The organism is Pseudomonas sp. SDO55104_S430, assembly GCF_054070595.1.
The window spans coordinates 1-24,671 of record NZ_JBSVXG010000062.1; the positions used below are offsets into that span (position 1 = coordinate 1).

The 24,671-nt window shown below is 57.2% G+C and carries 25 protein-coding genes, 1 tRNA gene and 2 pseudogenes; 14 read left to right on the plus strand and 14 right to left on the minus strand.

Going from position 1 to position 24,671, the window contains the following annotated elements:
* Positions 1-206 precede the first annotated feature (206 nt).
* The 3 genes from aguB (at position 207) to ACW9JE_RS13435 (ending at position 2,644) form a co-directional block, all read left to right on the plus strand.
* The gene (gene aguB, locus ACW9JE_RS13425) at positions 207-1,085 is read left to right on the plus strand and encodes an N-carbamoylputrescine amidase (RefSeq protein ID WP_224534902.1); all 879 of its coding nucleotides are present in this window, start codon (positions 207-209) and stop codon (positions 1,083-1,085) included.
* Between the two features lie 5 nt (positions 1,086-1,090).
* A complete protein-coding gene (gene aguA / locus ACW9JE_RS13430) occupies positions 1,091-2,197 on the plus strand; it encodes an agmatine deiminase (protein WP_224534900.1) in 1,107 nt (368 codons plus the stop codon).
* A 234-nt stretch (positions 2,198-2,431) separates the two neighbouring features.
* Positions 2,432-2,644 carry a hypothetical protein gene (locus ACW9JE_RS13435; RefSeq protein ID WP_224534898.1) on the plus strand — a complete coding sequence of 71 codons (213 nt, stop codon included), beginning with the start codon at positions 2,432-2,434 and terminating at the stop codon, positions 2,642-2,644.
* 171 nt (positions 2,645-2,815) lie between these two features.
* On the opposite strand, the gene ACW9JE_RS13440 is transcribed toward ACW9JE_RS13435, so the two are convergent.
* The gene (locus tag ACW9JE_RS13440) at positions 2,816-4,909 is read right to left on the minus strand and encodes a TonB-dependent receptor (protein WP_457433008.1); all 2,094 of its coding nucleotides are present in this window, start codon (positions 4,907-4,909) and stop codon (positions 2,816-2,818) included.
* A 443-nt stretch (positions 4,910-5,352) separates the two neighbouring features.
* Between ACW9JE_RS13440 and ACW9JE_RS13445 the strand changes: the two genes are divergently transcribed.
* Positions 5,353-6,639, plus strand: coding sequence for an OprD family porin (locus ACW9JE_RS13445; RefSeq protein ID WP_224534894.1), 1,287 nt, complete (start codon positions 5,353-5,355; stop codon positions 6,637-6,639).
* 270 nt (positions 6,640-6,909) lie between these two features.
* On the plus strand, positions 6,910-8,034 hold the full coding sequence (fic, locus tag ACW9JE_RS13450) for a protein adenylyltransferase Fic (protein ID WP_318011748.1): 1,125 nt from the start codon (positions 6,910-6,912) through the stop codon (positions 8,032-8,034).
* Between the two features lie 76 nt (positions 8,035-8,110).
* On the opposite strand, the gene ACW9JE_RS13455 is transcribed toward fic, so the two are convergent.
* On the minus strand, positions 8,111-8,392 hold the full coding sequence (locus ACW9JE_RS13455; RefSeq protein ID WP_224534892.1) for a DUF3077 domain-containing protein: 282 nt from the start codon (positions 8,390-8,392) through the stop codon (positions 8,111-8,113).
* 555 nt (positions 8,393-8,947) lie between these two features.
* Positions 8,948-9,229 (minus strand): helix-turn-helix domain-containing protein, encoded by a 282-nt coding sequence (locus ACW9JE_RS13460; protein WP_224534891.1) that lies wholly within the window; start codon positions 9,227-9,229, stop codon positions 8,948-8,950.
* 216 nt (positions 9,230-9,445) lie between these two features.
* On the opposite strand from ACW9JE_RS13460, the gene ACW9JE_RS13465 reads away from it, so the two are divergent.
* From ACW9JE_RS13465 to ACW9JE_RS13480, 4 genes are all read left to right on the plus strand, one after another.
* Positions 9,446-9,664, plus strand: coding sequence for a tautomerase family protein (locus tag ACW9JE_RS13465; protein ID WP_175376510.1), 219 nt, complete (start codon positions 9,446-9,448; stop codon positions 9,662-9,664).
* Positions 9,661-10,317, plus strand: a complete 657-nt coding sequence (locus tag ACW9JE_RS13470; protein ID WP_457433010.1) for a DsbA family oxidoreductase — start codon at positions 9,661-9,663, stop codon at positions 10,315-10,317. Before ACW9JE_RS13465 ends, ACW9JE_RS13470 begins: the two co-directional genes overlap by 4 nt.
* Positions 10,318-10,360: 43 nt before the next feature.
* Complete coding sequence (locus ACW9JE_RS13475) at positions 10,361-11,071, plus strand: SDR family NAD(P)-dependent oxidoreductase (RefSeq protein ID WP_457433011.1); 711 nt, start codon at positions 10,361-10,363, stop codon at positions 11,069-11,071.
* A 253-nt stretch (positions 11,072-11,324) separates the two neighbouring features.
* Entirely contained in the window at positions 11,325-11,978 is a 654-nt protein-coding gene (locus tag ACW9JE_RS13480; RefSeq protein ID WP_457433012.1) for a hypothetical protein, read from the plus strand.
* Between the two features lie 402 nt (positions 11,979-12,380).
* Here ACW9JE_RS13480 and ACW9JE_RS13485 read toward each other — a convergent pair whose 3' ends face one another.
* The gene (locus ACW9JE_RS13485) at positions 12,381-13,181 is read right to left on the minus strand and encodes a hypothetical protein (RefSeq protein ID WP_457433013.1); all 801 of its coding nucleotides are present in this window, start codon (positions 13,179-13,181) and stop codon (positions 12,381-12,383) included.
* 32 nt (positions 13,182-13,213) lie between these two features.
* Positions 13,214-13,540, minus strand: a pseudogene (locus tag ACW9JE_RS13490) (hypothetical protein); the annotation flags it as partial.
* 51 nt (positions 13,541-13,591) lie between these two features.
* Between ACW9JE_RS13490 and ACW9JE_RS13495 the strand changes: the two are divergent.
* Positions 13,592-13,782: pseudogene (locus ACW9JE_RS13495) on the plus strand (hypothetical protein); the annotation flags it as partial.
* Positions 13,766-14,359: a hypothetical protein gene (locus ACW9JE_RS13500; protein ID WP_457433014.1), complete on the plus strand. Its 594-nt coding sequence runs from the start codon at positions 13,766-13,768 to the stop codon at positions 14,357-14,359. The pseudogene ACW9JE_RS13495 and the gene ACW9JE_RS13500, both read left to right, overlap by 17 nt.
* 82 nt (positions 14,360-14,441) lie before the next feature.
* Here the strand turns inward: ACW9JE_RS13500 and ACW9JE_RS13505 are convergent.
* The 6 genes from ACW9JE_RS13505 to ACW9JE_RS13530 all read right to left on the minus strand — a co-directional run bounded on the left by ACW9JE_RS13505 (position 14,442) and on the right by ACW9JE_RS13530 (position 19,136).
* A tRNA-Thr gene (locus ACW9JE_RS13505) sits at positions 14,442-14,517 on the minus strand.
* Positions 14,518-14,932: 415 nt separating this feature from the next.
* The gene (locus ACW9JE_RS13510; RefSeq protein WP_457433015.1) at positions 14,933-16,162 is read right to left on the minus strand and encodes a methyltransferase; all 1,230 of its coding nucleotides are present in this window, start codon (positions 16,160-16,162) and stop codon (positions 14,933-14,935) included.
* On the minus strand, positions 16,143-16,832 hold the full coding sequence (locus ACW9JE_RS13515) for an ABC transporter permease (RefSeq protein WP_175376521.1): 690 nt from the start codon (positions 16,830-16,832) through the stop codon (positions 16,143-16,145). Before ACW9JE_RS13515 ends, ACW9JE_RS13510 begins: the two co-directional genes overlap by 20 nt.
* Positions 16,829-17,524, minus strand: coding sequence for an ABC transporter permease (locus tag ACW9JE_RS13520; protein WP_175376522.1), 696 nt, complete (start codon positions 17,522-17,524; stop codon positions 16,829-16,831). The genes ACW9JE_RS13515 and ACW9JE_RS13520 overlap by 4 nt, the downstream gene beginning before the upstream one ends.
* A gap of 78 nt (positions 17,525-17,602) precedes the next feature.
* The gene (locus ACW9JE_RS13525) at positions 17,603-18,349 is read right to left on the minus strand and encodes an ABC transporter substrate-binding protein (RefSeq protein ID WP_457433016.1); all 747 of its coding nucleotides are present in this window, start codon (positions 18,347-18,349) and stop codon (positions 17,603-17,605) included.
* 13 nt (positions 18,350-18,362) lie between these two features.
* Positions 18,363-19,136 carry an ABC transporter ATP-binding protein gene (locus ACW9JE_RS13530; protein WP_175376524.1) on the minus strand — a complete coding sequence of 258 codons (774 nt, stop codon included), beginning with the start codon at positions 19,134-19,136 and terminating at the stop codon, positions 18,363-18,365.
* A gap of 565 nt (positions 19,137-19,701) precedes the next feature.
* Between ACW9JE_RS13530 and gabP the strand changes: the two genes are divergently transcribed.
* Together gabP and ACW9JE_RS13540 are read left to right on the plus strand one after the other, a co-directional pair.
* The gene (gabP, locus tag ACW9JE_RS13535; protein ID WP_457433017.1) at positions 19,702-21,093 is read left to right on the plus strand and encodes a GABA permease; all 1,392 of its coding nucleotides are present in this window, start codon (positions 19,702-19,704) and stop codon (positions 21,091-21,093) included.
* 340 nt (positions 21,094-21,433) lie between these two features.
* Positions 21,434-21,754 (plus strand): hypothetical protein, encoded by a 321-nt coding sequence (locus ACW9JE_RS13540; RefSeq protein WP_224534861.1) that lies wholly within the window; start codon positions 21,434-21,436, stop codon positions 21,752-21,754.
* Between the two features lie 348 nt (positions 21,755-22,102).
* On the opposite strand, the gene ACW9JE_RS13545 is transcribed toward ACW9JE_RS13540, so the two are convergent.
* Genes ACW9JE_RS13545 through ACW9JE_RS13555 form a run of 3 tightly spaced genes read right to left on the minus strand, consistent with a single transcriptional unit; the run spans position 22,103 to position 23,989 of the window.
* Positions 22,103-22,555, minus strand: coding sequence for a hypothetical protein (locus ACW9JE_RS13545; RefSeq protein WP_457433018.1), 453 nt, complete (start codon positions 22,553-22,555; stop codon positions 22,103-22,105).
* 6 nt (positions 22,556-22,561) lie between these two features.
* Positions 22,562-22,978, minus strand: a complete 417-nt coding sequence (locus ACW9JE_RS13550; protein ID WP_457433019.1) for a hypothetical protein — start codon at positions 22,976-22,978, stop codon at positions 22,562-22,564.
* A 36-nt stretch (positions 22,979-23,014) separates the two neighbouring features.
* The gene (locus ACW9JE_RS13555; RefSeq protein WP_457433020.1) at positions 23,015-23,989 is read right to left on the minus strand and encodes an alpha/beta hydrolase family protein; all 975 of its coding nucleotides are present in this window, start codon (positions 23,987-23,989) and stop codon (positions 23,015-23,017) included.
* Positions 23,990-24,173: 184 nt separating this feature from the next.
* Here ACW9JE_RS13555 and ACW9JE_RS13560 point away from each other — a divergent pair, with 184 nt between their 5' ends.
* Positions 24,174-24,623 carry a carboxypeptidase regulatory-like domain-containing protein gene (locus ACW9JE_RS13560; protein ID WP_457433021.1) on the plus strand — a complete coding sequence of 150 codons (450 nt, stop codon included), beginning with the start codon at positions 24,174-24,176 and terminating at the stop codon, positions 24,621-24,623.
* Positions 24,624-24,671: the final 48 nt, after the last annotated feature.

Genomic DNA, 24,671 nt, shown 5'->3' on the forward strand with positions numbered 1-24,671 from the left:
TACAGATACCGTACCCCGTATCCGTAGGAGCGAGGCTTGCCCGCGAAGCTTTTCTAATATCGATTAATATCTGTGTTTTGTGCGTGATTTAAGACGAAAGGCAAATCAACAGCTTCTAAAGCCGATATTTATCGGATATAAAGTCACCAATGCCAGGGCGTGGATCACCCATGCCCGACCGTCACGCACTTGCCCGGAGATGCTTCATGAGCCGTAACGTTACTGTCGCTGCCACGCAAATGGCCTGTTCCTGGGACCTTGAAGGCAATATCGAGGTCGCTGAAAGACTTGTCCGCGAAGCGGCCGCCAAAGGCGCGCAGATCATCCTGATCCAGGAATTGTTCGAAGCACCGTACTTCTGCCAGAAGCCGAATCCGGATTACTTGCAACTGGCCACGGCGGTCGAAGACAACGTCGCGATCAAGCACTTCCAGAAAGTCGCGAAAGAACTGCAAGTCGTACTGCCGATCAGCTTCTACGAGCGCGCCGGCCGTGCGCGCTTCAACAGCATCGCGATCATCGATGCCGACGGCAGCAACCTGGGGATTTATCGCAAAAGCCACATCCCGGATGGCCCTGGCTACCACGAGAAGTACTACTTCAACCCGGGCGATACCGGCTTCAAGGTGTGGAACACCCGCTACGCGAAAATCGGCGTGGGCATCTGCTGGGACCAGTGGTTCCCGGAAGCCGCGCGCAGCATGGCGCTGCTGGGCGCGGAGATTCTGTTCTACCCGACCGCCATCGGCAGCGAGCCACATGACAAGACCATTTCGTCCCGCGATCACTGGCAGCGCGTGCAACAAGGCCACGCGGGCGCTAACCTGATGCCGCTGATCGCCAGTAACCGCATCGGCAACGAAGAACAAGACGGCTACGACATTACCTTTTATGGTTCGTCGTTCATTGCCAACCAGTTCGGCGAGAAGGTGCAGGAACTCAATGAGACCGAAGAAGGCATTCTGGTTCACACCTTCGACCTCGACCAACTGGAACACATCCGTAGCGCGTGGGGCTCGTTCCGTGACCGTCGTCCGAACCTGTACGGCGCGCTGAAAACCCTCGACGGAACCCTGGAGTCCTGATCGACATGACCACTTTGAACAGCACCCCTCGCGCAGACGGCTTCTACATGCCGGCCGAGTGGGCACCACAGACCCAGACCTGGATGATCTGGCCCGAGCGCCCGGACAACTGGCGCCTGGGCGGCAAACCGGCGCAGGCCGCGCACGTGGCGGTGGCCAAAGCCATCGCCCGTTTCGAACCGGTCACCGTGGCGGTCTCCGCCGGCCAGTACGAAAACGCCCGTGCCCGCCTGGATGTGCCGAACATTCGCGTGGTGGAAATGTCCAGCGACGACGCCTGGGTGCGCGACACTGGTCCGACATTCGTCATCAACGACAGCGGCGAAGTCCGTGGCGTGAACTGGGACTTCAACTCCTGGGGCGGTTTTGACGGTGGCCTGTACTCGCCGTGGAATCGTGATTCGCAGGTCGGCGGCAAGATCCTCGAGATCGAACGCAGCTCGCGCTATCGCACCGAGGGCTTCGTGCTCGAAGGCGGTTCGATTCACGTCGACGGCGAAGGCACGCTGATCACCACCGAAGAATGCCTGCTTAACCGCAATCGCAACCCGCACATGAACCGTGGGGAAATCGAAGCGGTGCTTAGCGCGAATCTGGCTGTGGACAAGATCATCTGGCTGCCGGACGGCTTGTACAACGACGAAACCGACGGCCATGTGGATAACTTCTGCTGCTACGTGCGTCCCGGTGAAGTGCTGCTGGCCTGGACCGACGACCCGCAGGACCCGAACTACCCGCGCTGCCAGGCGGCGATGAAAGTGCTGCAAGAAAGCACCGACGCCAAGGGACGCCCATTCACGGTGCACAAGATGCCGATTCCGGGGCCGCTGTACGCGACCGAGGAAGAGTGCGCCGGCGTCGATCCGGTGGATGGCACCCAGGAGCGTAATCCGTCGGTGCGCCTGGCCGGTTCCTACGTGAACTTCCTGATCGTCAACGGCGGCATCATCGCGCCGAGCTTTGACGACCCGCTGGATGGCCCTGCCAGGGAAATCCTGCAGTCGCTGTTTCCGCAGCACGAAGTGGTAATGGTTCCCGGCCGCGAACTGTTACTGGGTGGCGGTAACATTCACTGCCTTACCCAACAGCAGCCGGCGCCGCACAAGGTTTGAGTGAGCCCGTAACATCCTGAGTTGATTGTTAAAAAATTCAGGCAAACGTTTTCGCGCCCTACATAGCACAGAGCCCGCATTCCGCAAGGTTTGCGGGCTTTTTTGTATCGTTTCGCTGACCTTGGCATAGCTCTTGTATCGTTCAGGGTGCAAGACAGGGAGGGGGAGAACTTATTCGTTCTGTCATAAACCTTGGATAATTTAGCCGCTCACAAACCGGGAGAGAGCGCTGAAATGAACGCCGAAGTGAACGTAGTGGGCGAGCAAGCGCTGCATCCCCTGGCCGTAAATGGTGAATCGCTCCAGATCCTGGCGCACTGGTTCAAGTCCAATGGAACGCGTCCGATCAGCGAGACTGATCCGCGCCGGACAATGATCGAGCGCTACCCCGCTGGTTTATTCAGCGAAGCGGAACTGGATGCGTTGTGGGATTTGATGGAAAGCTAAGAATAAAAACCATGGATTGAACAAACGAAAGCGCTGCCGGGATGGCAGCGCTTTTTTTTGCACCTTTGTAGGAGCGAGCTTGCTCGCGATAGCGTCGGCACATCCAGCATTTGTGGTGGCTGACACACCGCTTCGCGAGCAAGCTCGGCTCCTACAGGTGTTGTGTTGTGTTTAGAAGCTGTAGGTTCCCGTGACCACCACGCTACGCGGTGCCCCCGGCTGAATCTGCGCCGCACTGGTCGCCGACGAGTAATACGTCTTGTCGGTGATGTTGTTCAGCGCTGCGCGCAAATCCCAATCCTTTTGCCGGAAGCCTGCCAGCGCATCCCAGCGTCCATAACCCGGCAGCACGGTGGTGTTGAGGTTATCGGCATAACGATCGCCGACCAGGGTCAAGCCGGTTTCGGCGTACCAGCCCATCTCCGGTTTCCAGGTCACGAACAGGCTGCCGTTGTGCTTGGCCACGTTGCTGATGCGTTTGCCTTCAAAACCGTTGTTGTCTTTCTCGACCGTGGCGTCCTGCACGCCCACGCCGCCGCGCACGTACCAGTTGCCGGTGATCTTGCCGGCCGCAGTCAGCTCGATGCCGCGCGAACGTTGCAGGCCGGTGAGCAGGGTGATGGTCGGGTTGTTCGGGTCGCTGGTGCGGCGGTTGTAGAGCTCCAGCTCGTAGATCGCCAGTGTGGTGCTCAGGCGGTCGTCCAGCCAGTCGCTTTTCACGCCGATTTCTTTCTGCTTGGTCAGTTCCGGGCTCAGGTCGTTGGTGTTGCCCGCAGCGCCCGGGGTGATGCCGATCAGGCCGCCGCCGACCGGGGAAAAGGTCTTCGACCACGAGGCGTAGAAGGAATGATTCTGCAGCGGAGTCCAGACCAGTCCTACACGTGGGCTGGTGCTGTGGCTGTCACGGTCTTCGGAAATGTCCCGCAGCTTGTTGGTCGACTCGATATCGAAGGTGTCGTAGCGCAGGCCGCCGAGCAATTGCCATTGATCGTTGAGTTGCAACTGGTCCTGCACATACACCGCGCGGCTTTCGACCTCGGTGTGAGAGCTGCTGCTGACCTGCATGCGCCCGGTGTGGCGCAGGTCGCGGTTGGGGTTGTTCAGGTCCAGCGACGGCACCGGCGAACTACCAGGCCCGGAGGTGGCAGCGGTGTACAGCGTCGGGTCGCGCCGCTGGCTGCCGATCTCGATCCCGGTCAGCAGGCGATGTTCCAGGCCGAAAGTATCGAAACCGCCTTCCAGCTCCACGTTGTTGTAAACGTTGCGAGTGGTCAGGTCCTGTTGCCAGTGTTGGCGCGTGACCCGGTTGGTGGCCGGGGTGTAGCCGGTCTGGTAGGTGTTGTCGAAATCACTGTTGAGCTTGAACACGCCCAGGGTCTGGCGCAGTTGCCAGTTGTCGCTCAGTTCATAGGTGAGCTTGGAGCGCAGGGATTGCGATTTGTCGTCGATGAAATCGTTGTCGCTGAAGTAGGTGGTATCGCGCCCGACGTCTGCCGGGCGACCGTTCACCCCGGAAATGCCGCGATCCGGTGTGCGGTTGTAGCGGCTGTATTCATACTGCACCAGCCAGTTCAGGTCGGGCGTCAGCTGCCAGCTCATCGACGGCGCGAACAATTGCCGATTGCCGCTTACCCCGTCGCGGAAGCTGTTCTGGTCCATGTTGCCCATGTTCAGGCGCAGGCTGATGTTCTCCGCCGGGTCGGTACTGAGATCGGCATAAAGGCTACGCAGATCGTCGCTGCCGCCCTGGGCTTCTATTGTCGAGCGGCGGCCGAATTCCGGCAGCTTGCTCACCCGGTTGACGATCCCGCCCTGGCTACCGCGGCCGTACAACACGGCGGCGGGGCCTTTAAGCACGTCGATGCGCTCGATGTTGTGCAAATCCCGCACGTATTGGCTGTCGTCGCGGATGCCGTCCAGGTAGAAGTCGTTACTGGCATCGAAGCCGCGGATGCGCAGGCTGTCGAAGCGGGTGTCGGCGCCGCTGCTGACGTTGGGGATGCCACTGAGCGCCGTGCCCAGGTCGTTGGTGCCGTAATCGGCGACGTTCTCGGTTTTGATCGAATCGATGGCCTGAGGGACGTAACGTACGGGCGTGTTGGTGCGGGTCGCGGTGTTGGTTTCCTTTACGCGTGGGTCATCTTCCTGCTCTTCAGCGCTGATCGCGGTGGCAGGCAGAGTGGTGGTGGCAGCACAGGTAAAACCGGCAGACAGAAATGCAGAGAGCCCAAGACTAAAGGGCAGCAGGCGAAAAGGGGCAGGCATTGAAAAGCGCATCCGTGGGATTTTTAGGGGTGTAGCTCGAACGGTGCGAATGGTAATGCTTGTTATTTACTTGCGTTAATTATTCTTGATAAAGCTTTGTGCCGGTTTGTTTCCAGTTGTGTCGGAATTGCTACGTTTGGGCGGGCTCGCTTACTTCCTTGGATGGATCATTGGCTTACTATTGAATTTTTCTGCTGCGTAAATTCATTTCTTAGACGTTTTTTGCCTAATTCAAGACGATTCATGAAATTGACACACCATTAAGGCCGCACTACGATTCGGCCCAACGCCTGTGGCAGACCGCCATAACCCGAAAATAATAAAAAGGCCCGCCGCGATTCGTCGTGGGCGGGCCTTTTTGTTTGCCGAATGAAAAAAGAGCGCGATAGTGCCGTTTCAGCCGTTCGACACAGCGCGTTTCAACCCGTAATAAGGAAAACAAAATGTTGAACAAGCGAATCAGTCTGATCGCTCTGGGGATGTTGAGCGCTTCACAGGCCATGGCTAACGACCAGGCCGAATCCAAGGGATTTGTTGAAGACAGCAGCCTCAAGGTGCTGCTGCGCAACGCCTACATGAACCGTGATTACAAGGACGGCAACCCGGATAAATCCGAGTGGGGCCAAGCGGCCATCGGTACGTTCTCGTCCGGCTTCACCCAAGGCACCATCGGTGTCGGCGTGGACGCCTTCGGCCTGTACGCCCTGAACCTGGAGCGCAGCGAAGATCGCAGCGGCGCGCAAGGTATCGACTTCTTCAAAAAAGGCGCCAGCGGCGATCCTGCAGACGACCTGGCCAAAGCCGGCGCGGCAGTGAAATTCCGCCTGTCCAGCACCACGCTGACCTACGGCGACCAGATGCCGGCGCTGCCGGTGCTGAGCTACGACAACGTGCGTCTGTTGCCGGAAAGCTACACCGGTACCCTGATCACCTCCAAAGAGATCAAGGGCCTGGAACTGAACGCCGGTCGCTTCACCGCCGAATCGCGCAAAAGCGCCGAAGGCCGTGACAGCGGTGGCCTGAAGTCGATCAACGTGTTGGGCGGCAGCTATCAGTTCACCGAACAGTTCAAGGCCGCGCTGTACGCTTCCGACGTCGAAGACGTGCTGAAGAAGCAGTACGTGAACGCCAACTACGTGTTCCCGCTGTCCAAGGATCAGTCCCTGACCCTGGACTTCAACGGCTACCGCACCAAGCTGGACAGCTCCTACGTCGATGCCAACAACCTGACCGGCGACGACAACAAGATCTGGAGCCTGGCGGCCATCTACGCCACCGGCCCGCACTCGTTCACCCTCGGCTATCAGCGCAGCACCGGCGACAGCAACCTGGGCTACCCGTACGGCGGCTACCAGAAGGATCAAGGTCGTATCGGTGACGGTGGCAACACCATCTACCTGGCCAACTCCTACTGGTCCGACTTCAACGCCGAAGACGAACGCAGCTGGCAACTGGGCTACGGCCTGGACTTCGGCTCCTTCGGTGTACCGGGCCTGAGCTACAACTTCGCCTACGTGCGCGGTGACAACATCACCACCTCCACCAGCAGCGGCGGCACCGAGCGCGAAATCTTCAACCAGTTCAAATACGTCGTCCAAAGCGGCCCGGCCAAAGACCTCAGCGTGAAACTGCGCAGCTCCATCCTGCGCGTGTCGCAGAAGTCGAGCGAGTACAACGTCAGCGGCAACGAAGTGCGCGTGTTTGTGGATTACCCGATCAACATCTTCTGATGATTGGTTTTGGGATCGAGGCCTGATTTTGGGCTGAGATAGGAAAAGCCCCGACTGGTTCGGGGCTTTTTTGTGCGCGGTTGGTGGCTCATGTCGTCGAAACTCGATTTCGGCGACATGAGTTGTGAACATGTCGTCGGCGGCGACATGTTGTGAGGACGTGTCGCAAAAAGTGGAAAATTGCGACACGTTATGGGCTCATGTCTACACTGGCGACATGAGTGACGCCCGTTTTGCTCAAAAAACATACAAAATCAGGACTTCATCCTTATGACCGACCTCGTGTTGCCATGGCAAGCCGACAGGCCATACAACCAGCTGCCTCTGCTGCCGCCAGGCGTCGAACTGGAAACTCGCGCGGTCCTCAAAAAATGTATTGAGGCGCGCACTGCGTTGGCCGAGCTGAAACAGGCGGCGGAGCTGATCCCGAATCAGACGGTCCTGATCAACACAATTCCCCTGCTGGAAGCCAAGGACAGCTCGGAAATAGAAAGTATCGTCACTACTACGGATTTGCTGTTTCAGCACGCGCAAGACATTGAAAGCCATGCAGATCCGGCGACCAAGGAAGCTCTGCGTTATCGAACGGCGCTTAATCAGGGATTTCATTCTTTGATTCAAAGGCCGCTATCGACCAACACTGCGGTAGAAATCTGCCGAACGTTGAAGGGGGCGCAACTGGATATCCGTCGTACTCCTGGGACGCAGCTGGCGAATGATCGAACAGGTGAAGTCATCTACACCCCGCCAGAAGGAGAGGAGCACCTGCGAAATCTGCTCGCCAACTGGGAGCGGTTTCTGCACAACGAAACTGATCTCGACCCTCTCGTGCGCATGGCGGTCGGGCATTATCAGTTCGAAGCAATCCATCCTTTTGTCGACGGTAACGGTCGGACCGGGCGAGTACTCAATACCCTGTTTTTGATTCAGGAGGGGCTGTTGAATCTGCCGATCCTTTATCTGAGCCGATACATCATTGCCCAGCGTGCCGATTACTACCGACTCTTGTTGGAGGTGACGACCAAACAGGCGTGGGAGCCTTGGTTGTTGTTCATGTTGAGTGCAGTAGAGGAAACCGCTCGTTGGACCACAGCCAAAATTGCGGCCATTCGTGCATTGTCCGAGCACACCACTGAATTTGTACGTGATCAGCTTCCCAAGACGTACTCACGCGAGTTGGTCGACGTCATTTTCGAACAACCCTATTGCCGCATCAGCAACGTGGTCGATAAGAAAGTCGCTCAACGTCAGGCTGCGTCGCGATACCTTAAGGATCTGGTTTCCGTTGGCGTGCTGGAAGAAATTCAACTGGGCAAGGAAAAGCTTTTTATTCATCCCAAGTTGATGCAATTGCTCACACGCGACAGCAATGAATTCAGGCCTTACGTTGGTTAAGTGCCTGGATTGAATGAAGAAGCCCCGACTGATTCGGGGCTTCTTCATCTGCATGGATCGTATTTACCCTGCTGCTTTATTCGTTGCGATTGTTCATCGGCGCCTCCAGCACCTTGACCACGTCATCGACGATCGCCTTGCTCATCTCTTGCAAAAAATGTGATGCCCAGGCGTGTCGGTCACTGCCGCGAACCATGGCTGCATCTGATGCCAGATGTTTTGCGATGTGGAGCAGATCCGAGGCGTGAGAGAGGGCGCGGATGACAGGTACGCCGGCGCTGATGTGAAACAGTGGTTCGTTGTCGTGGTAGGAGAAGGGGGTGAGGCCGATGGTTTTGAGATCTTGGGGATTGGTCATTGAGCACCTCCACAAGCGGGCTGGCGGTGACTACTGACTGTTGAAGCAAACCTGCGAATTTCTGACGGACTAGTAACGGACATTGGCAACATCTCCTGAATCAAATTGGAGCTGCCACGTTCGTTCTCAGGCGAATGGGTGGCAGCTGTGCGCGGGCTGAGAAACCGGAGATACAGGAACCCGGCAGACCCGAAGGTCTCCCACGCACAGCCGCCATTGCACGGAAATGCGGACACAAAAAAGCGCCGAAAATCGTGATTTGGGGCGCTTGTGCGCCTGTATCTTACTTGGGTTCTCAGGCCCGGTCGCTGAATTGGCAGCGACGGGTCGAAGTTAGCGTGGGAGCAGAGCGTGCGCAATCGTGGCTAGGTGGTGGCGTGGGGAACGTGTCGTAGGAGCTGTCGAGTGAAGCGAGGCTGCAATCTTTTGATCTTTTCAAAGGCAAGATCAAAAGATCTCAGTCTGCGAAGCTCCTACATAAAAGCGTATTCACTTGCGATCGCACCAGCATGGCGGCCTTGTTCAGGGTGCGAAATGTGATCAGGTCTTGCTTGCTCAAGAGCTTTTGGGTGACAAGGTAATCGTGCTTCGAAAGCCAAGTTTATCCAGCATGTCGATCATTGCATCAATCGTGAACTTGTGGATTTTGCCTGTGGTGAGCTCGGACACACGTGATTGGGTCACGTTTAATCTGGCGGCTGCCTCGCTTTGTTTGAGCCCCAGATTTTTTATCTGCTCAGCAATGAAAATCGACAGCTCCATTTTCATGGCCATTTTGCTGGCAGCTTCGTTGTCATGCGTGACGTGAAAGGGGCTGTCGAAGTATTGAATGGTCATGAGCATTCCCTTCTCTATCTAATATTTAAGATAAAAGCAGGCTAGCGAAGGGAAAATTTATAAACCATCGCTTTATTGCTTCTGCATGTGAGATCTATTACTCCACGTAACTAATGATGTTCCCCGCCCCATCTTTTTCCCCTCCCCCGAAATCCCTAAATTGAGCTCCAACGCCTCTCCCATCATCCCGACGGGAAGGTCACTGGAGATTCCTCAATGCCTTTCGTAAGTGTCCGCATTACCCGCGACGGCGTGACCACTGAGCAGAAAGCTCAGGTGATCGCCGAAATCACTGAAACACTGGAACGCGTTCTCAACAAACGCCCTGACCTGACCCACATCGTGATCGAGGAAGTCGACACCGATAACTGGGGTTACGCCGGGATTACCACCACCCAGTACCGCAAACAGTTGGCGGAAGAGGGGAAGTCATGACCACGCCGGTGACCATCGATTTCGTCTCCGATGTGGTGTGCCCCTGGTGCGCACTGGGCGCCACGGCGCTGGAGCAGGCGATCGCAAACGTGGCGGGTGAAGTCTCGGTACAGCTGACCTACAAGCCTTTCGAGCTGAACCCGAACATGCCGCCCGAAGGCGAGAAAGCCGTCGAGCACCTGATGCGCAAATACGGACGCACCGCCGAAGACGTCGCCTCCGGCAAAGCGATGCAGATCGCTCGCGGTGAGGCCATCGGCTTCAAGTTCGACCTGGAGAAACGCACGCACTTCTACAACACCTTCGACGCTCACCGTTTGCTGTATTGGGCGCAGGAAGAGGGGCGTCAGGTGGCGCTGAAGAAGATCCTGCTTCGCGCTTACTTCAGCGAAGGCCAGAACCCGAGTGATCAGCAGACGCTGGTGCGCCTGGCCGGTGAAGCCGGGCTGGATGAAGCCCAGGCCCGCAAGGTGCTGGTGTCGGGCGCATATGGCGACGAAGTGCGTGAACTTGAGGAGTTTTACCGCCAGCACGGCATCAATTCGGTCCCGGCCATGGTGTTGAACGGTCGTCACCTGGTGTCCGGATCGCAGTCGGTCCAGTACTACGAACAAGTGTTGCGGCAAATGGCGGCGGCCCCTGCTGAAGCCTGATTCATCGAATTTCAAATCCCATTATCAGTTAGAGGTATACATCATGAGCAATTCGAAAAAAGTCATCGTTATCACTGGCGCATCCCAAGGTCTGGGCGACGGCATGGTCAAGGCCTTCCGTGAACTGGGCTACCAGATCGTCGCCACTTCGCGTTCGATCAAGCCATCCACCGATCCGGACATCCTCACCGTGGCCGGCGACATCGGCGAACCGGAAACTGCCCAGCGCGTAATCCGTGAAGCCATTGCCCGTTTCGGCCGCATCGACACACTGGTCAACAACGCCGGTATCTTCATCGCCAAGCCGTTCACCCAGTACACCGCCGAAGACTACGCCAACGTGCTGTCGGTGAACCTCAACGGCTTCTTCTACATCACTCAACTGGCCATCACCGAGATGGAAAAACACGGCAGCGGCCACGTGGTGAACATCACCACCAGCCTGGTCGACCACGCGATCGACGGCGTGCCATCGGTCCTGGCTTCGCTGACCAAAGGCGGCCTGAACGCGGCAACCCGCTCCCTGGCCATCGAATACGCCAAGCGCGGCATCCGGGTGAACGCCGTCTCCCCAGGCATCATCAAGACCCCGATGCACGGCGAAGAAACCCACGCCGCCCTGGGCGCCCTGCACCCGGTCGGCCACATGGGCGAGATCGACGACATCGCCAACGCGGTGGTGTACCTGGATGGCGCCAAGTTTGTGACTGGCGAAATCCTGCACGTTGACGGCGGTCAGAGCGCGGGTCACTAAGCGCCGGGTTACAAATAGTGGAAATGACCAAGCCCTCGTAGCGATACGAGGGCTTCGTTTTGCGCGGATTAATGAGCATTAATTTCGGAAGGGTCCGACATACGCGGTAGCGAGATTCCGATGATCATTGGTACCTTTGCACGGCATGTCGCTGCGCAATGATCATTGAAGGGATTCAAATGCATCGCGATCAACTACATCACGGTATGTCGAAAAACATGCCTGCGCTGGGCCGTCGCTGATGAGGTCCCCGATGAACAAGGTGTCTTTCGACGTCGATCGCGCGTTCTGCATTTCCTTGAATGCGCGCGAAGACAGGCGGGCATTGTTCGGGCGAACCGTCGCAACCCGGATCGCCAATCCGATCGAGTTCCTGCTCGTTGAACGCTGCAGTGACCCGATCCGCGGATGCTATGAGTCCCATCAAGCACTGGCCAAACGCGTCCTGGCCGAAAACTGGCAGCGCATACTCATCTTCGAGGACGATGCGCAACCCTACGATATTTGCCCCACACAAATCCGCTGGATAAACCTGTTCCTACGGACAAGACGATTCCACGCATTGCACCTGGGCTACACCGTGGGACAGGTCTGGCTAACCTGGTTTCCCTTCATCGCGCGCGGGAGAGTGGTCGCACTCCATGCCTACATCATCTCGCGCGAAGCGTGTCAGATCCTGGCTGAAACACCTTACTGCGGAAAGCCTGTCGATGTTTTGTTCAAGCAGCGGCTGAAGCAGCATTGTGTGTTTCCGATGCTTTATCGTCAGTATGCGGCGGCTGTGACGGGGAGTGATATTCAGGAGGTTCCGATGAATGAGGATGGGTGGTGGGAGCGGAATTGGAAGAAGCACTGGCGGTCGGTGTGGCGGAATATGTGGAGGACGGTGCTTCGGATTGGGTTTTGAGGGCGATCTTGCGGAGGAATAGAGCAAGATTAATCAGAGTTTGGTAGTGCCTTTGAAGCTGTGCGGAGAACTGTCTGCCTCAGACGATGGTCGTCACGATTCTTCTGGAAAGGTCAGCAGAGGCTTGGCGGGTATGTTGGTGCGGAATTTAGAGGGCTTTTCGGTATGTCGTCAAATTCTGCAGCAGCCGGATCGATAGGCGTGGTGATGAAAATGGTTAGTAGAAGTTACAGGAACGAAAAGGGGACAGATTTATTGTCGGAAAAATAAATCTGTCCCCTTTTCTCTATAACAGGTAAGGGAAATTTAGCGTTAAATCATGCAGTTATTTTTATTTATTTTATGTGCTAGGTCCGCTGCAAGCCGTGTTCAATGCAGGTCCATAGGTTGATTTACGTAGGTCTATTTATCCTTAGCGTTATCGAATGAGGTGGTTTTGGCCACCAATGTCTCAAGTTCTTTTGCGTAATTGACCGTGGCTTTTAATAAACCATGCGTCTTATCTGCATCCGGGAATGCTCTCCCGAAAAGTCCGACAACAAGCATTCCTGTTTCGACCAAGAGTTTGGTTGTCAGTACGGCAAAGGTGCCTCCTGGGTGAAGAACGGTAAACCGCAAGATCGAGCTGCCATCAGCACGGGGTATTCGAGCGAAATTTGAGTAGAGTGCGTCTCGGTTTGGATGTGCACCGAAATCAATTGTTGATTGATGAAGGTGTTTCGCCCATTCTGCGGCTCCTTTGAATGTCCCCGAAAGCACCGAGTTAAGAGCTGAAAACTGAAATTCCTTCCCCCACTCTTTCCGCTCTAAGCGATCTGTAGGCTTGTTGTACCAACGTTGTGCGGCGCCCGGTGTCACGGCCAAATACCATCCGTACAATGCTGATTCCACTGCTGACCGTATAGTTGGATGCGTAGACAAGCAAAGGCCTGATGCGACAAGACGCGCAGACGCCAAAAAGTGGCTATTCGCTGACATGAATAGCAGCAGAGCTGAAGGATCATCAGAGTTGAGGATGTTTGCACTCGCGTACTCACAGCACTTGGAAAGGTCAGCCGCGATGTCGCTTAGCAGTTTTCTCCATAACGGATCGTGAACAAACGCTGCAAACTCGTTTTGGATAGCGTCTGACTGAAAACGGGTTAGGTGATCCTGGCCCCATCCTTCAGGGGCCATGAAATCGATAGGATTTGGTTCATTCATCGCTATCTCCACGTTCACAAAACGGTTGAAGTTCAATTTGCAGAGGGATTCACGAGCGGGACGCTGAGATTGTAGATTTCCATCATCGACTCGTCGTGGTGCCCGAATGCCTCTTGTTTATCGGCCCTGTTGCCTACGGTATCGGTGATTCCTCGACGCTTAGAGTCGTGCATTCCGAAGCGCTGCTCGGTGGTAATGATCTCGGCTTTGATGGCTTGGGTGATGAACCGTTGCCAAGCGGTATTGAGGCTGGACTTCTTCAGTGAACCACCGTGTGTGGCGGTGACTATCGGTCGTTGCTCTGCTGAGATAGGAGCCGGCATGCGCTTTTTGCTCCAGATGTCGGAGCGCACTTTCTTAAAATCGAAAAGGGGACAGATTTATTTTCGGAAAAAGAAATCTGTCGCCCTTTCGTTGCGAGTCATTACATGATGGTGGTGGCGACATTCTTACCCTTCAAAGAGTGCTGGGGCAGGCTGCACTGACCATGACAATGAAGTATGCGTATTTCAGTCAAGGGCATTTGGCTGAAGTGAATGCGCTCAATCCGCTTTTGTTCGCTTACACGGCCAAGGAGGAAGGACATGCTCGAGAAGATTGATTGGACGCCTGTGGTTCAGTCACTTGCAGCGACAAACTGGACCGCAGTTTTTGTAGCGGTGGCATCGGGGCTTGCGGCTGTCCTCGGCCCAGTTTGGCTTTGGAAAAAACAAGCAAGGCGGGAAAGTGCCAGCGTCAGAGCTTCGCTTTTTGCGGAGGTCGCGGCACTTATAGAAGTTGTGGAACTTCGTGGGTTTCTGCCAGCGTTGAGGGAAAAGGAATCAATTTTAACTACGCGGCGATTATCTCCGATGCAGCCTTTTCAAGGCGAACAAGCGAAGGAGTTTTTCGAAGCGCTCATAGATAGCCAATACAACAGGGTGTATCAGGGCAACGTATCGCGATTAGGGGTTCTTGAACCAGAAGAAGCACAACAGATTGTTCGCTTCCATCAATTGGCTGACGCCGTGCGGCGCGATGTCATCGCCGGTGGTGAACTCGCCAACGGAACCAGCAATCCGAAAGATTTCAAAGAGGCAGCTGACATGCTTGAAATCGCGTTGGAGATCGGTCGGGCGCTGACTTCATCGAATAAGCGGACTTCGCCCAAACGCTTGTTCCGGAAAACCGAAAAATGAGATGTGGAAATTTCCACTTTTTGAAGTGGTGACGTTTCGAGGTCCAAAAACGACAAAGCCCCGCGTTGCGGGGCTTTGAATATGGTGCCGGCACCAGGAATCGAACCCGGGACCTACTGATTACAAGTCAGTTGCTCTACCATCTGAGCTATACCGGCGTGTCAGGGCGACGATTATAGCGATTGGGTGGGTTCTGTAAACCCCTGAATTCTGACTATTTTTGCGTGGTGGATTGCACGGGATCCTTGTCGCGCCTGGGTTGAGCTTTTCTGCGCTTTTAGCGCGACCGATATCTCGGATTGCCTGCTATCAACCCCCAGCATTCTCTGCTCAAAAAGCCCTTGGCCTCCCGTTTATGTCCTTTTGATCGAACGCTTATGCACAACCGGATTTTCCATGCGCGGGTGATTCGGCCAATATCTGGATCCATTCTCATCGGCACGCAAATCACTGTTTTTCGGGTTTTTATTTGGGTGTACGAAAACTGAACAGTCTCGTTTCAGCCTTGAAACAGCTGTAGATATTGGATCCACACTGTTTTCATCAACAGAGTTATCCACAGGCTATGAGCCATTAACGGCGTTCGGCTAGGATCAGCAGATTACGCGGTGTCAGCGATGTTTCGCAGAAGGTGCCGAGGCGAACGCTGTAGCCCTGTTCCTGAAGGAAAAGCGCACGGTCCAGTACCAGCCAAAGCTCCAGCGGGCGTCGGAAAAGTCCGCGCAGCAGCTCCAGATTGCGTACCTGTGCCAGGCGTTTCCAGCCAGCAGCTTCCCATGCTGCCCAGTCCTGAGTGCCGATTGTGGATAACTCCTTAAGCTCGGCCAAATGATGGCAGTAGTCAGCGAAGGGTTTGTCCAGCCAGAGGCTCGGCAGGGAAGGGGTGGGCAGGTATTCATCGACGCCGCGCACGTGCCGCTGCAACAGGTCGAAGCCCAGGCGTCGGGCCATGGAGGTGTCGCGTTGGCGCCGAACCCGGGCGCCGGCGGTTACGGTTTCGCTCGCCGGTAGCGCCAGATCGTCAAGTGACAGTTGCAGATCCGAGCCCTTGGCTTTCGAGGAAATCGGCGCGTACTGGGTCAGATGGATGCGGTTGTAGCAGCAGGGAGCGATGGCGAGTTGTTTACAGCCGGCAGCGCTGGCGAGTTGGATCAGGCGTACATGCAGATCGCCGCAGGCGTGGAGGGCGACTGGCGTGTGTTGACCATCCAATAACGCGGCCGCGTCGGCAGCGAGTACATCCTGCTCCACGTGCAGTGCGTGCAGTTGATGACGCTGACTGAGGGCCTGACCGCTGGTGACCAGTACCGGGTCGTATTCCAGGCAAGTCAGCTGTTGGCCACTATTCAGCAACCGTCGCCCTAAATGACCTTTGCCCGAACACCAGTCCAGCCAATGCTTCGGCGTCTCGGCGAATTGCAGTCGACTGGCAAACGCTTCGATCTGATCCCACTTGCGACCCGGTACATCGACATTCAGTCGATGAACCGCCGCGTCCAATGCATGAGCGGGCAATTCATCCACAGCACTCAATGCCAATGAAGTCGCCGCCAGCGAAGCAAAAGGCTCGGGCGCATCCATCAGGGCAGGTTGGTTGTGGGCGCTTTCCGCCTCTTCCAGCGAACGCCCGCGTAGCCAATTGGCCAATTCAGGGTAGGAAGATTCCCAAGGCAGGTGCAGATGTGTGAACGGGCGGGGTTTCCACAGCGCCTGATGCGCTGTCAGAAAAGCATCCAGCGCGGTGAAACGGGCGAGCAGGGCCTCGCCCGTCAGCACGCTGTGCTCAACGCCCTTGGCAGGCATCGACGCGCAGCCAGCGCTCCAGCAGCTTGAAGCCACGCACCAGCACATAAGCCATCACGAGGTAGAACACACCGGCGGCGAAGAAGATTTCGACCGGCAGGTAGGTCCGGGCAATGATGGTGCGGGCCATGCCGGTCAGTTCCAGCAAGGTCACGGTGCTGGCCAGGGCGCTGGCCTTGAGCATCAGGATCACTTCGTTGCTGTAGGCCGGCAGGCCGATGCGCGCGGCCCGGGGCAGCATGATGTAGAACAGCGCCTTGGGCTTGGACATGCCCAGCGCCCGTGCCGCTTCGATCTCGCCCGGTGGAATCGCCTGGATGGCGCCGCGCAGGATCTCGGCAATGTAAGCGGCTGTGTGCAGGGTCATGGTGGCCGTGGCGCACCAGAACGGATCGCGCAGGTAGGGCCACATCGAGCTGTTACGGACCGCGTCGAACTGCGCGAGGCCGTAGTAGACGAGGAACAGTTGCACCAGCAGCGGCGTGCCGCGGAAAAAGAAGATGTAGCCGTAGGGAAATGCCCGCACCCACCACAGGCGCGAGGAGCGAGCGATGCCCAGCGGAATCGCCAGCAGCAAACCGGCGATCACGGCGATGGCCACCAGCTCGAGGGTCAGGGTTGCGCCCTGAGCGAGCTTCGGCAGCCATTTGATGATGACTTCCCAGTTCATTGGGCGCTCCTCGTGAAGCCGCGAGCGGCGCGTTTTTCCAGGAAGTGCATGCCGGTCATGGCCAGGATCGTCAGGCCCAGGTACATGAAGGCGGCGACCATATAGAAGGTGAACGGTTGCTTGGACACGGTCACGCCAATCTGTGCGTGGCGCATGATTTCTTCCAGGCCGATCACCGATACCAGCGCGGTGTCCTTCATCAGGATCATGAACAGGTTGCCAAGGCCCGGCAGGGCGATGCGCCACATCTGCGGCATGATCAGCTTGGTGAAGATGCGCCATTTCGACAGGCCCAGGGCCACGCCGGCCTCACGATGGCCTTTGGGAATGGCGATGATCGCGCCGCGAAACACTTCCGTGGCGTAGGCGCCGAAGCACAGGCCCAGCGCGATCACGCCGGCGGCGAAGGCGTTGAGTTCAAGGTCGGGGTTGCCGAAGAACTCGCCCAGGGCACGCATCATGTTGACGGTGCCGAAGTAGATCAGCAGCACCCAGAGCAATTCCGGGACGCCGCGAACCAACGTTGAATAGGTGCCGCCAAGCCATTGCAGCGGCTTGTACGGGGAGGTCTTGGCCAAGGCGCCAAGCAGACCGAGCACCAGCCCCAGGCACAGGGCCGAAAGTGCCAGTTTCACAGTCATCAGCGCGCCAGCGGCAAGCGCCGGGCCGAATCCGTAGAGGTCGATAATCATGAATTTCTTTTCAAATCGCGGCAGGCAAGGCCGGGGACCGGCGCCGTCAGAGGGCGACACCGGTCCGGCAGGTCAGTATCAATAGATGCTGAACGGGAAGTACTTGTCGTTGATCTTCTTGTAGGTGCCGTCAGCAACGATTTCTTTCAGCGCGACGTTCAGCTTCTCGCGAATCGGATCGTTTTTACGTACTGCGATACCGATCTTGTCGCTTTCTTCCACCGGGTCGCCCTTGAACTCGTAGGACTTGCCGGCGTCGCTTTTCAGCCACTCGTAGTTGACGTACTTGTCGGCCAGGATGCCGTCGACGCGGCCAGCGGTCAGGTCGAGGTAGGCGTTTTCCTGGGTGTCGTAGAGCTTCACTTCAACGCCAGGCATGTTGTCTTCCATCCAGGTACCGGCGAGGGTCGCACGTTGTGCGCCGATCACTTTGCCTTTCAGGGAAGCTTCGTCGGTTTTGAAGTCGACGTCTTTCTTGGCGATGAATTGCAGCTTGTTGGAGTAGTACGGGTCGGTGAAGTCCACCGCCTGCTTGCGCTCGTCGGTGATCGACATCGAGGAGATCAGGAAGTCGAACTTCTTGGCGTTCAGGGCCGGGATGATGCCGTCCCAGTCGGAGGTGACCACGGTGCATTCGACTTTCATCTTGGCGCACAGGGCGTCGCCGATTTCCTTGTCGAAGCCGACGACGTTGCCGCTGGCGTCTTTGTTGTTGAACGGCGGGTAGGCCGCTTCGATGCCCATCTTCAGGGTCTCGGCCATGGCACCGGCGCTGAACGCCAGGGTGACGGCGGCGGCCAGGAAGACCTTCTTGTAGTTCTGCATGCGGGTAGCTCCGTTAGCGGTTGCTGGACATGAATTGTTTGCAGCGCGCCGAAAGCGGGTTTTCAAACACCTGCTGTGGCGATCCTTGCTCTTCGACCAGGCCCTGGTGGAGGAACACCACTTCGCTGGACACCTGACGGGCGAAGCTCATCTCGTGGGTGACCAGCAACATGGTGCGGCCTTCTTCGGCCAGGGCGCGGATGACATTAAGTACTTCCTGGACCATTTCCGGGTCAAGGGCGGAAGTCGGCTCGTCAAACAGGATGACTTTGGGCTGCATGGCCAGGGTGCGGGCGATGGCCGCGCGTTGCTGCTGGCCGCCGGACAATTGCGAAGGGTAGGCGTGTCGCTTGTCGGCGATGCCGACCTTGGCCAGCAAGGCTTCGGCGACTTCGATGGCTTCGGCCTTGCTCTGGCCGAGCACGCGACGCGGGGCTTCGATGATGTTGTCGAGCACGCTCATGTGCGGCCACAGATTAAAGTTTTGAAACACAAAACCAATCTCGCTGCGCAGGCGATTGATCTGTTTGCCGTCGGCGGCAACCAGTTCACCGTTCTTCGCGGCCTTGAGCTTGAGTTCTTCGCCGGCCACCAGGATCTGGCCCTGATGCGGGTTTTCCAGCAGGTTGATGCAGCGCAGGAAAGTTGACTTGCCGGAGCCGGAAGAACCCAGGATCGAGATCACATCGCCGTCACGGGCGGTCAGCGAGATGCCTTTGAGCACCTCCAGCGAACCGTAGCGTTTGTGCAAGTTGCGGATTTCAAGCGCGGGCGTGGCCTCAGCCATGTGCGTTCCTCATATATATGTTTCGCTCCTGCTGTTTGGCGGCCTTCCTGGCGAGGCGGCCAACCTAGCATAGCGTTTCGATGGCAGCCAACGCGCTACGGGCGGTAAACGGGTGGCATTGAGCAGGTTGTCGCATCGGCACAGCAGACTGTCGCCCCACCAACAACCGAACAGCCGTTTGAACCGTGCTTTTAACCACATTGCAGGCTGGCTGTCGCAAAAAGGGCGCGATGTTGCCAGCTTTGGCGAGGTGTTGGAAGGGTTAAAGGACCAGGCGCGGTCGATCTGCACTTTTATCGTGCGTCAAGGGTGTTTTGGGGTGTGTTTCCGGTGCGCTGTTTCGTCCATAAAGTGGGTCACAGGGTAACGTTTTGGCGAAGTGCCATTACTTTCAATGACTTGCGATGACTGTCCGGTCTTGATGAGATCACCGGATTAGAAGGTTTTGAAACATTTTGGCGCAATTATTGCGTGCAGATTAAAGAACGCTCCGTTGGTTTCTTTTTACAGAAGAGAAACACAAGCGGGATGCATGCATTCGCTTTTCCTTACAAAGGTAGTTTCAATGAGCAGTACCCAAAGCTCTAACGGCCTCGAACAGGGGCTCAAACCGCGTCACGTAACGATGCTGTCGATTGCCGGTGTTATCGGTGCCGGTCTGTTCGTAGGCTCCGGCCACGCTATCGCTGCTGCAGGCCCGGCTGTGCTGTTGGCCTACGCTGCCGCCGGTATGCTGGTGGTGTTGGTGATGCGCATGCTCGGCGAGATGGCCGTGGCTTCGCCTGATACAGGCTCCTTCTCTACTTACGCCGACCGTGCGATCGGTCACTGGGCCGGCTTCACCATCGGCTGGCTGTACTGGTGGTTCTGGGTTCTGGTAATCCCGCTGGAAGCCAACGCCGCTGCCACCATCCTGCACGCCTGGTTCCCGGGCGTGGATATCTGGGCCTTCGCCCTGGTCATCACCATGTTGCTGACCGTGACCAACCTGTTCAGCGTGAAGAACTACGGTGAATTCGAGTTCTGGTTCGCCCTGCTCAAAGTCGTTGCGATCATTGGCTTTATCGTTCTCGGCGTTCTGGCGATCTTCGGCTTCCTGCCGAACAGCCAAGTCAGCGGTGTTTCGCACATTTTCGACACCCAGGGCTTCCTGCCAAATGGCATGGGCGCGGTATTGGGCGCGATTCTGACCACCATGTTCTCCTTCATGGGTACCGAGATCGTGACCATTGCGGCCGCGGAATCGAAGGATCCGGGCAAGCAGATCTCCAAGGCCACCAACTCGGTGATCTGGCGTATCGGTCTGTTCTACCTCGTATCGATCTTCATCGTTGTGGCCCTGGTGCCATGGAACGATCCGGTTCTGGCCAGCCTGGGTTCTTACCAGACCGTGCTTGATCGCATGGGCATCCCGAACGCCAAGATGATCGTCGACATCGTCGTACTGGTTGCCGTAACCAGCTGCCTGAACTCGGCGCTGTACACTTCGTCGCGCATGCTGTTCTCCCTGGGCAAGCGCGGTGACGCGCCGGCCATGGCCACTCGCACCAACAAGAGCGGCACCCCTTACTGGGCGGTGATGCTGTCCACCGGCGCTGCGTTCCTGGCCACTTTCGCCAACTACGTGGCTCCGGCTGCAGTGTTCGAGTTCCTGCTGGCCAGCTCCGGCGCCATCGCGCTGCTGGTGTACCTGGTGATCGCGATCTCGCAACTGCGCATGCGCAAGCAGCGTATGGCGCGTGGCGAGAAAATCGCTTTCAGCATGTGGCTGTTCCCGGGCCTGACTTACGCGGTGATCATCTTCATCGTCGCGGCCCTGACCATCATGGGCTTCCAGGACGCCCACCGCGTGGAAATCCTCGCGACCGGCCTGCTCAGCGTTCTGGTGGTTGCCGCCGGCATGCTGGTGGCTCGCCGTCGTCGTAACGAGCAGCTGGGTGCTGCTGTTGCGCGCTGAGTGATGGGTTTGAGGTAGTTGTTGTAGATGTAGAAAACGGCCGCTGTCAGTGATGATGAGCGGCCGTTTTTGTTTTTGCGCAGGGGATTTTTACAGGATACTTCCGATGGAAACGCTAATGCCAAAATAGCGGCCGTCGTGTGGAATGTGCATCGCAGTGTTTCCGAAAGTGATGGAGCTTCGGAGCATGGATTGTCCGATTGGCCCTCACGGCAAAGTCCCCCCGTTACTCCTTGCTGTCAATGTCATCATCAGACACTAAGTCATGGATGCATTTGCCTGTGCTCGCTCCTATAACGGTTGGTCAGAGCCAACCCAATGGGGCATCAAGGAGAGAGGCATGGCGTTTACGTTGGTAACTTTCAGAAACCCAGACACCGGCGTTTTGAAAAAGGCGCCAATCGGCTTCTCGTGGTCGGTATTCGTTTTCGGATTTATTGCACCGTTGTTTCGCGGTGATATCAAGTGGGCTGTGATCATGTTCATCCTGGCCTGTTTCACCGGAGGCCTGACCAATCTCGTGCTCATGTTCACCTATAACAGATGGTATGCGTGCGACCTGATCGATGCGGGTTACCAGGCCCTTTCTATCACCAAGGGCGACTGGAGCACTGCCAGTAAGAAAATCGGCATGGAGATTCCGCGTCTGGAAGGTGCTTGAGCCTGAGTGGGGACCCTTAATTTATGCAGGTCGCTGAATACAGCTAATGCCTGTCAGTTAAGCCGAACACATTACTGTGGCGAAGGGGCCTTAATCCCAGCCATTTAAGTTGCCACAGGACCTGTAGCAGCTGGCGAAGCCTGCGTTCGGCTGCGAAGCAGTCGTAAAACCTGAGTACGAGGTCTGTCAGAAGCATCGTGTTGCCTGATTTCACGACTGCTGCGCAGCCGAACGCAGGCTTCGCCAGCTGCTACATGGATCGCGCATCGCCTCGTAACATCGTCGTTGATAAAAAAAGGCCGCTGTCAGTGATGACGAGCGGCCGTTTTTGTTTGCAGCACCGACGAATTACTCGCCTTTTTCTTCCTGAGCTTCCAGCGACTGGCGGTACGCATCCAGCGCGTCGCCGAAGTCCTTGATGAACTGCGGCTCGCTCAGCCAGGCCTGGGCGGTTTCGCGGTCCATGCCGTCGGCCCACATGCGGTAGTCGATCAGCATATCGGCGGCCAGGTGGGTGGCGGCCATGGATTCGTTGTCGGCGTTTTCCAGGTCCAGCAAATCCGGGTGATCGTTGATGATCCCGGAGAGATCGTTCAGCAGGATCGAGAGCATTTCGCTGCGGCTGGCGGCTTCGGCGTCGCGCATCTTGCTGAACATGGCCAGGGTGTATTCCGGGATAGGCTCGGCGAGGTGGCCTTGCTCATCGTCCAGGGCGAGTGGCTTTCTGCCGTGGATATTGATCTGTTTGGCTTTTGCCTTGGCGCGTTTTGCGCGTTTCTGTTGCTTGTTCAGGGAGGCCATGGGAACTCAGTTCGGTTTCTGTTGGGTTTGCGCGGCGATGGCGTCGGACGCGGCCACGTAGTCGGCCTGGAAGGCCGGGGATTCGATCCACGCCAGGGCGCCGGCTTCGTCGGTTTCGGTGGACCACTGGCGGTATTCGATCAGCGCGGCGAGGATGAAGTCCATCGCGCCTTCTTCGCCTTCCTGCTCGTACACCAACTCCAGCAGCGGGTCTTCGAGGAAGGCCGTGCACATGGCCTGCTGGCTGGTTTTCTCGGCGTCGATCATTTTCTTGAACAGCTCGGTCAGGTCGACCGATTCGAAATCGATACGCTCATCGTTCGGGTCCAGCTCCACCGGCGCGGCGGCGCGCTGGGTGCGGTTCTGCTTGGCTTTGGCCTTGGCGCGGGAGGCGCGTTTCTGCTGCTTGTTGGCGGAGGCCATGGTCGTCGTTCCGTAATTCGTTGAATGAGCAATGACTCAGGTGCGTGGCACGGTCTGCCCGGGAGTGTCGGGAGCCAGTTCGCCGTGTTCCAGCCAGGACAATGCGATGGGCCATAGTGTGGCTTGGTATGCGCTGCGAAAAAAGGCGAAATGTCCGACTTCTTTCTCGCCGATGTCTTCGGGGGCGATGCGCAGGTGGGTGTTTGTGCTGCCGGTGAAGTACTGAAGCAGGCGCTCTATGGCTGGAATAGTGCCGTAGGGATCGTCGCTGATGCTGATGGCGAGGATTTTCGCCTTGAGGGCGGCGAAGGGCAGGCGACCGGTGGTTGCGTGCAGCAGGCGGCCGCTGGGACGCGTTTCGTAGCGTGGAGTGGGTGTGGCCCAGTCGCGGACTACGCCTGAGGGAGTGTCCTCAAGCCAGCCGAGCCGTTTGCCGGGAAAGAATCCGCACAGCATCGTCACGATCGGCATCACCACATGCCATTTGCCGAACATGCGCCAGCGGTGAGCCGGCGCGTAATCGCGCCAGTAAGCGAACTGCGCCCCGACCGTCACTATCCGTCGAATAATCGCACCGGAGGCTCCCAGGCCCGCTGCACAGCCGCCAAAGCTATGAGCGACCACATCGACCGGCTGTCCCGGAAACTCGCGCTGTGCGCGCCTGAGCATCGCCTCGAAATCCAGCGCACCCCAATCGGTCCAGGACGCCTCGAGGCCTTTGAGCGACGCCGGACGCGATTCACCGATACCGCGGTAGTCATAGGTGATGACATCGAAATCGTTGGCGAACAGGTAATCGGCAAAGCGCGAATAGTGCCGGCAGCGAACCGACGTGGCGGCGTTGATGATGACGACCGGGCGGCATGGGTCTTGTACGGCGTGTCGCCAGGTGAAACCGCCGAGGATGAAGCCGTCGGCGGCGGCTTGCTTGAACGGCTCGCCCGCGACATCAGCTGCCAGTTGCAGCTCGATTTGGTTGGGAGCCAGTGAGGGCATGTCCTGCAGGTTCATCGGCGTCGGACCTTTGCGGGTAGTGGCCAACGATAGTCCTGGCGACGTGGATGGACAATCCTTTGCTGGCAGGCGTAGTCCGTTTCGTAGCGACCCCTAGCGCGAAACGATCTGGAACATGGCGACTCGGCCAGAAATCCAAATCAAGTAACGATTGGGTTCTCCGAGCCCGGGAGTCGTCATCATGAAACGTTTCCATTCACTCATGTTGCCCCTCGCCACGGTTGGTGTTTTGTTGCTTCCTGCGCTGGCGCCAGCCACCAGCCTGGATCCTGTCGACAACACGGGCGTACAGATTCAGCGACAGGAGCAAAACGGGATTGCCTATCTCTCAGGCGGTATCGGCGAGGACGAGGCTAAAGCCATCCAGCAGGCCGCTGGCTACAACCTGCACATGAGCTTTTCCACCGGCCCGGGCAATGAATACGTGCCCGACGTAAACGTGGTCGTTCAGAAAGCGCCGGGGCAGACGGTCCTGAACCTGAATCAGGCTGGTCCTCTGGTCTACGCCCAACTGCCTCCTGGCAAATACACCGTCGTCGCGACTCGCAATGGGGTAGAGCGGCATGACACGGCGGATTTGGGAAGTGGCGCAGCGCGCAATCTGGTCTTTCACTGGAATGACCCGCAATAGCGCTTGAGGAGGCTGTAATGAAATCGCGGGCATAAAAAAACCCTGAAT

Bases quoted from the DNA above. Each gene is read 5' to 3' on its own strand.
- aguB (WP_224534902.1), top strand. From the start codon at position 207: ATGAGCCGTAACGTTACTGTCGCTGCCACGCAAATGGCCTGTTCCTGG.
- aguA (WP_224534900.1), top strand. From the start codon at position 1,091: ATGACCACTTTGAACAGCACCCCTCGCGCAGACGGCTTCTACATGCCG.
- ACW9JE_RS13435 (WP_224534898.1), top strand. From the start codon at position 2,432: ATGAACGCCGAAGTGAACGTAGTGGGCGAGCAAGCGCTGCATCCCCTG.
- ACW9JE_RS13440 (WP_457433008.1), bottom strand. From the start codon at position 4,909: ATGCCTGCCCCTTTTCGCCTGCTGCCCTTTAGTCTTGGGCTCTCTGCA.
- ACW9JE_RS13445 (WP_224534894.1), top strand. From the start codon at position 5,353: ATGTTGAACAAGCGAATCAGTCTGATCGCTCTGGGGATGTTGAGCGCT.
- fic (WP_318011748.1), top strand. From the start codon at position 6,910: ATGACCGACCTCGTGTTGCCATGGCAAGCCGACAGGCCATACAACCAG.
- ACW9JE_RS13455 (WP_224534892.1), bottom strand. From the start codon at position 8,392: ATGACCAATCCCCAAGATCTCAAAACCATCGGCCTCACCCCCTTCTCC.
- ACW9JE_RS13460 (WP_224534891.1), bottom strand. From the start codon at position 9,229: ATGACCATTCAATACTTCGACAGCCCCTTTCACGTCACGCATGACAAC.
- ACW9JE_RS13465 (WP_175376510.1), top strand. From the start codon at position 9,446: ATGCCTTTCGTAAGTGTCCGCATTACCCGCGACGGCGTGACCACTGAG.
- ACW9JE_RS13470 (WP_457433010.1), top strand. From the start codon at position 9,661: ATGACCACGCCGGTGACCATCGATTTCGTCTCCGATGTGGTGTGCCCC.
- ACW9JE_RS13475 (WP_457433011.1), top strand. From the start codon at position 10,361: ATGAGCAATTCGAAAAAAGTCATCGTTATCACTGGCGCATCCCAAGGT.
- ACW9JE_RS13480 (WP_457433012.1), top strand. From the start codon at position 11,325: ATGAACAAGGTGTCTTTCGACGTCGATCGCGCGTTCTGCATTTCCTTG.
- ACW9JE_RS13485 (WP_457433013.1), bottom strand. From the start codon at position 13,181: ATGAATGAACCAAATCCTATCGATTTCATGGCCCCTGAAGGATGGGGC.
- ACW9JE_RS13500 (WP_457433014.1), top strand. From the start codon at position 13,766: ATGCTCGAGAAGATTGATTGGACGCCTGTGGTTCAGTCACTTGCAGCG.
- ACW9JE_RS13510 (WP_457433015.1), bottom strand. From the start codon at position 16,162: ATGCCTGCCAAGGGCGTTGAGCACAGCGTGCTGACGGGCGAGGCCCTG.
- ACW9JE_RS13515 (WP_175376521.1), bottom strand. From the start codon at position 16,832: ATGAACTGGGAAGTCATCATCAAATGGCTGCCGAAGCTCGCTCAGGGC.
- ACW9JE_RS13520 (WP_175376522.1), bottom strand. From the start codon at position 17,524: ATGATTATCGACCTCTACGGATTCGGCCCGGCGCTTGCCGCTGGCGCG.
- ACW9JE_RS13525 (WP_457433016.1), bottom strand. From the start codon at position 18,349: ATGCAGAACTACAAGAAGGTCTTCCTGGCCGCCGCCGTCACCCTGGCG.
- ACW9JE_RS13530 (WP_175376524.1), bottom strand. From the start codon at position 19,136: ATGGCTGAGGCCACGCCCGCGCTTGAAATCCGCAACTTGCACAAACGC.
- gabP (WP_457433017.1), top strand. From the start codon at position 19,702: ATGAGCAGTACCCAAAGCTCTAACGGCCTCGAACAGGGGCTCAAACCG.
- ACW9JE_RS13540 (WP_224534861.1), top strand. From the start codon at position 21,434: ATGGCGTTTACGTTGGTAACTTTCAGAAACCCAGACACCGGCGTTTTG.
- ACW9JE_RS13545 (WP_457433018.1), bottom strand. From the start codon at position 22,555: ATGGCCTCCCTGAACAAGCAACAGAAACGCGCAAAACGCGCCAAGGCA.
- ACW9JE_RS13550 (WP_457433019.1), bottom strand. From the start codon at position 22,978: ATGGCCTCCGCCAACAAGCAGCAGAAACGCGCCTCCCGCGCCAAGGCC.
- ACW9JE_RS13555 (WP_457433020.1), bottom strand. From the start codon at position 23,989: ATGAACCTGCAGGACATGCCCTCACTGGCTCCCAACCAAATCGAGCTG.
- ACW9JE_RS13560 (WP_457433021.1), top strand. From the start codon at position 24,174: ATGAAACGTTTCCATTCACTCATGTTGCCCCTCGCCACGGTTGGTGTT.